Origin of the sequence: Gemmatimonas sp. (assembly GCF_041689975.1) — a bacterium.
Lineage (GTDB): Bacteria > Gemmatimonadota > Gemmatimonadetes > Gemmatimonadales > Gemmatimonadaceae > Gemmatimonas.
In genome coordinates, this window is the sequence record NZ_JBDNFF010000291.1 from 1 (window position 1) to 4,779 (window position 4,779).

Annotated in this window: 7 protein-coding genes and 1 pseudogene; 5 read left to right on the forward strand and 3 right to left on the reverse strand. The window is 61.7% G+C overall.

Translation table 11 applies throughout. The features are described from left to right. Window positions 1–389: FAD-dependent oxidoreductase (locus ACESNG_RS17610; RefSeq protein WP_373070060.1), on the reverse strand; the 389-nt coding region annotated here is incomplete at its 3' end. Beyond that, on the reverse strand, window positions 386–1,390 hold the full coding sequence (locus tag ACESNG_RS17615) for an ABC transporter substrate-binding protein (protein WP_373070062.1): 1,005 nt from the start codon (window positions 1,388–1,390) through the stop codon (window positions 386–388). The genes ACESNG_RS17615 and ACESNG_RS17610, both read right to left, overlap by 4 nt. 45 nt (window positions 1,391–1,435) lie before the next feature. On the opposite strand from ACESNG_RS17615, the gene ACESNG_RS17620 reads away from it, so the two are divergent. The 3 genes from ACESNG_RS17620 to ACESNG_RS17630 are packed head-to-tail and all read left to right on the forward strand — an operon-like array spanning window position 1,436 to window position 3,418. Beyond that, window positions 1,436–2,263, forward strand: coding sequence for an ABC transporter ATP-binding protein (locus ACESNG_RS17620; protein ID WP_373070064.1), 828 nt, complete (start codon window positions 1,436–1,438; stop codon window positions 2,261–2,263). A gap of 47 nt (window positions 2,264–2,310) precedes the next feature. Then, entirely contained in the window at window positions 2,311–3,036 is a 726-nt protein-coding gene (locus ACESNG_RS17625; protein ID WP_373070066.1) for an ABC transporter permease, read from the forward strand. Window positions 3,037–3,052: 16 nt separating this feature from the next. Beyond that, entirely contained in the window at window positions 3,053–3,418 is a 366-nt protein-coding gene (locus ACESNG_RS17630) for a hypothetical protein (RefSeq protein ID WP_373070068.1), read from the forward strand. Here ACESNG_RS17630 and ACESNG_RS17635 read toward each other — a convergent pair. Then, window positions 3,415–4,125 carry a GntR family transcriptional regulator gene (locus ACESNG_RS17635; RefSeq protein WP_373070070.1) on the reverse strand — a complete coding sequence of 237 codons (711 nt, stop codon included), beginning with the start codon at window positions 4,123–4,125 and terminating at the stop codon, window positions 3,415–3,417. The two genes, ACESNG_RS17630 and ACESNG_RS17635, sit on opposite strands and share 4 nt — an antisense overlap. 78 nt (window positions 4,126–4,203) lie before the next feature. Between ACESNG_RS17635 and ACESNG_RS17640 the strand changes: the two genes are divergently transcribed. Both ACESNG_RS17640 and ACESNG_RS17645 read left to right on the forward strand, forming a co-directional pair. After that, entirely contained in the window at window positions 4,204–4,596 is a 393-nt protein-coding gene (locus tag ACESNG_RS17640) for a cupin domain-containing protein (RefSeq protein WP_373070072.1), read from the forward strand. Then, window positions 4,593–4,779 (forward strand): annotated as a pseudogene (locus ACESNG_RS17645) (Ldh family oxidoreductase); the annotation flags it as partial. The gene ACESNG_RS17640 and the pseudogene ACESNG_RS17645, both read left to right, overlap by 4 nt.

Below are 4,779 nucleotides of genomic sequence, written 5' to 3' on the forward strand. Positions count from 1 at the left end.
ATACGCAACTGGATCAGCGGATGAAGGTAGATGGCCCGACCGAGGATCGGCTCGAGGTCCTGCTGCGGCAGGTTGATCACGAACGGGTAACGCGTTTCGTCCGACAGCGCGTCCAGCGTCACTGGAAAGGTCGACTTCTGCGTCTGCCGGTCGATCTCGCCGATCTCATCGACTCGGAGCGCCTCCGCGAGCACCGCATCGGCCACGCCGTAGCGCCTGAAGATCTCTAGCGTCCGGGTGAGTAGCGTCCCTGCCTTGGTGTCCGAAGAAAGGGTCTGGTCGTCTTCATAGACGATACACGCGACGCCATAGTGCGCGAGCCCGAGCGCGGTGGTGAGACCGATCGGACCTGCGCCCGCGATGACGACGGACAGGGGCTGCGGGCTCAAGGCTTGATGGCAGGCGAGGGCAGGTAGCCGTCGACCTGGATGTTGTCGGCGGACAGCTTGGCGCCCGTCACTTCGACGTTGTCGTTGATGAACTGCACGGTGCGTCGCATCTTTTCCTTCGACATCGTACCGAAGCCGTTGGCCATCACTTCAGGCGTCACGGTGATGCGCTTCAGGATCACGAGTTCCTGTTCGATGATCTGCGGGTCAAGTGCCTTGAGGTACTGGACCTGGATCTTCGCGGCTTCGGCCGGGTTGGCGAGCGCGTCCTTCCAGCCGCGGAACGCGGCACGGATGAAGCCACGCACGACTGCCGGGTTGGCCTTCAGGTAGTCGTCCCTCACGCCGATGCTGTTCGCGTAGATGTCAAGGCCGTAGTCGCTCAGCAGCAGGCACTTGGCCTGGGCATCGCCCGCGGCGCGCTTGATCGACGGTTCACCCATGATGAACTGGTCGATCGCCGGGACCTTCCTCGAAACCAGCATCGGCACGCGGGCCGCGCCGTCGATGTTCACGATCTTGAGCGTTGAGGGATCGAGGTTGTTCATCTTCATGAAAGCCGCAAAGATACGGGGCATGAACGAGGCGCTGCTCGAACCGATCTCGAGTCCGACCATGTCCTTGGGCGACGAGACGTTCGCGCCAGGATTCAGGCTGAACACGCAATAGGGCGCCTTCTGGTAGACCGCGCCGACGATGCGAATCGCGCTGCCGGCCGCGCCGCTCGCGACGAGGCTCGGAATGTCGATGAAGCCGATTTCGGCGAGACCCGATTCGACGTAGCGGATCGCATCGGCCGTACCCTTCGTCGGCAGTATCGTGACGTTGAGGCCTTCTTCCTTGAAGTAGCCCTTCGACAAGGCTACGTACCAGGGCGCGTGCCGACCAAGGGGAATGAAATCGAGTGCGAACTTGATGTCCTTGTCCTGCGCCTGGACGGCGGGCGTGGCGAGCGCACACGCTGCAAGAATCGCTGAAATCACCTGCTTGAAAAATTTCATGAACGTCTTTCTTGAGTTGACAATTTTTGTAATATATCACATGATATGCGCAACAAGTACAGGAGATCGGCGATGCCATTTGGTTCAGTGCAGGGTGCGCGCAAAATATTCCTTGCGAAGGAACGAGGCGGGGGTGCCCATGAAGACCTAGTCGCGCTCGACGATGCGAGTTTCGACTTTGAGGCCGGAGAATTCGTGTCTCTGCTGGGGCCGAGCGGATGCGGCAAGACCACGCTGTTGCGGATGGTTGCAGGATTGATGCCAAGGTCGGGCGGCAGCATCATGGTCAACGGCAAAGATGTCGACGGCCCTTACGGCGACTACGGTTTCGTGTTCCAGGCCCCGAGCCTCATGCCCTGGCGCACCGTGCTCCAAAACGTGCTGTTTCCCATGGATGTGCTCAAGCGCAACGATGCGGCCGCCCGGAATCGTGCGCACGAACTGCTGGCGCTCGTAGGTCTCGCGGATTTTGCGTCCTCGCGGCCCCATCAGCTCTCCGGCGGCATGCAGCAGCGGGTGGCCTTGTGCCGCGCGCTGATCCATGCACCAAAACTGCTACTCATGGATGAGCCTTTTGGTGCGCTCGACGAACTCACGAGGCTCGAGATGAACGACCTGCTTCTCAATATCCGCAAGGAAACCGGTGCAAGCGTACTTTTTGTGACGCATTCGATCTCCGAGGCGGTGTACCTCGCCGACAAGGTGCTTGTGTTCAGTCGTCGCCCTGCGCGCATAGTCGAGCAACTGACTGTGAACCTTGCCTACCCTCGCAGCCAGGCGGTGCGTTTCACGCCCGAGTTCACGCTGGCCAAGCGGCTCGCGAGCGAGGCGCTCGGCATCGTCGCACCGACCGCGGCAGGGGGAGCCCACTGATGATCACGCGTAACAACATTGAACGCATCGCCTATCCGCTCATCGGCGTGGTGTTGGTGCTCGCGCTCTGGCAACTCGTCTGCGTCGCGTGGAAGATGCCCGAATCGGTGCTTCCGACGCCGATGAACGTGGCGCTCGCCATCGGCAAGTACTGGCCGGCGCTCGTGACCGAAGGCTGGGTCACGATGAAGGCCACCCTTTACGGCTTCGCGCTTGCGCTTCTGCTCGGCATCCCGATCGCGGTGGCCGTGTCCATGTCGCGTTGGGTGAACCTCATGTTCTACCCGCCACTAGTCGCCCTGCAGTCCGTGCCCAAAGTCGCGCTCGCGCCGATCCTGCTTGTGTGGCTCGGCACCGGCATCGAATCGAAGCTCGCGATCGCCTGGCTCGTGGCGTTCTTCCCAATCGTTGTCGACACCGCTGCGGGCCTGCAATCGACCCCGCGCGACCTGCTCGAACTAGGGCGCAGCCTCAAGGCCACGCGCTGGCAGGTGTTCTCGATGGTGCAGTTTCCCGCAGCACTGCCCTACGTGTTCACCGGCGCCAAGGTCGCGGTGACGCTCGCGGTGATCGGCGCGGTGATCGGTGAATTCGTCGGGTCGAGCGACGGTCTGGGCTTCCTGCTGCTCAGCGCCACGTCGCAGATCAACACGTCGCTCGCTTTCGCCGCGCTGTTCGCCCTTTCGGTGCTCGGCACGATCGCCTACCTGCTGGTCGTCGTGGCGGAGCGCGCCCTGTCGGGCTGGCTGCCGCCGCCGCTCCCCAAGCATTGATCCAAAGGATCGTCCCATGAAGAAGTTCGTCGCCCGGGCCCTTGCCGCGATCACAGTGTGCGGCACTGCACTCGCCCTGCCGCCCATGTTTCCCGGCAAGCCGATCCATCTCATCGTGGCCCATCCGCCCGGCGGCTCAGCCGACGTACAGTCACGCGCGATCGCCGAAGGCGTAATCCAGCGGGTCGGCCAGTCGGTAGTGGTCGAGAAGCTCAGCACCGCAATGAACGAGACGCTGAAGACGCCGACTGAGCAGGCCCGCTTCCTCCAGATGAAGGTGGAGCTCCGGCCCAACACGCCGCAGCTTTTCGACCACTACATAGAAGCAGAGGCGGTCAAGTGGAAGGAAGTGGTCAGGGTGTCGGGCGTGAAGCTTGACTAGAGATTCAAGGAGCCGTTGAGGATACGATTGTGAAGCGAATGAAGATGTTCTTCCATGGCCTTGCGTGCCGCTTTGGCGTCCCGCTCCGCGATCGCGGAGAAGATGTTCATGTGCTCGTTCTGGTTCACGACGAGCCCGTCCTCGCGCATCACACGAAGGTGCCAGATCAGTTCGGACCGCTCGTGCAGCGGCCGTTGCGCATCCGCGAGGATCTTGTTGCCGGCGGCCTCGCCGATCAGCGAGTGAAACGCACGGTCGAGCGTCATGAACGACATACGTTCGGTCTGGCTCACGATGCGCTTCGACTCCATCACAAGATTCTTGAGGGCCGCGATCTGTTCCTTGCTCGCGCGCTCCGCAGCGAGCGCGGTGATGTTGGGTTCCATCGCGAGCCGTGCTTCGAGCAGCGAGAGCATGTCCTTCAGCGAGTCGGGCCGGATCACGAGTCCCTTGCGCGGAATCACCTCGACGAGCCCTTCAGCCTTGAGCCGGTGGACTGCCTGGTGCACGGGCATGCGCCCGATGCCGAGCATCTCGGACAGCGCGAGCTCGTTAAGGAACATGCCGGGCCGAAGCTGGAGCGTGAGGATGCGCTCTTTCAGTTGACGGTAGGCCTTCTCCGCAAGGGAGATCGAGGGCGCGGAGGGCGCGGAAACTTTGCTTGCCATAGGAGAGTGGTGCGAAAGGTCCGAATTGGTAACCCCCATCGCAATTGATTAATCAGTAGTGATATTTCATATAATATATTAAAGGAATCGACCATGTCAGACACGAAAGTTGTATCCATGCCGGCCGGAGCGCCATCGCTGGATGAGATCCTGGTTCAGACCGCGACCCTGCCGTGGCGCGAGAAGTCTCTCAAAGGCGTCCACGAGAAGATGCTGTTTCGCGACGTCGATACCGGAGCCTCGGTCGCGCTGATCAAGTTCGACAAAGGCGCAGGCATTCCGCAGCCGCATTCGCATGCCTCCAACCAGTCAATGTACTGCCTCTCCGGCAAGTACGAGTACACAGCCACCGGCGTAACGCTCGTCGCAGGCTCGTTCTACTGCAACCCCAAGGGTAACGTCCACGGGCTGACGGTGGCGCACGAAGACACGATCGTGGTCGAGGTATACGACGGCCCCCACTACCCTGTGAAGCCCGATTGGTACACCGACGAAAAGGATGCCCATTGACCGCTGTCGCCACTGACGCGACAGTCGATGTCGCGCGTTTGAATGCCGTCCTGCTCGCACTGTTCGGCGCTGCGGGCGTGCGCACCGCCGACGCACGCGTGACGGTCGATTCGCTCGTGGCCGCTGAAGTCGAGGGCGTGTCGTCGCATGGTATCGCCCTCGTGCCGCTGTACCTTCAGCGCC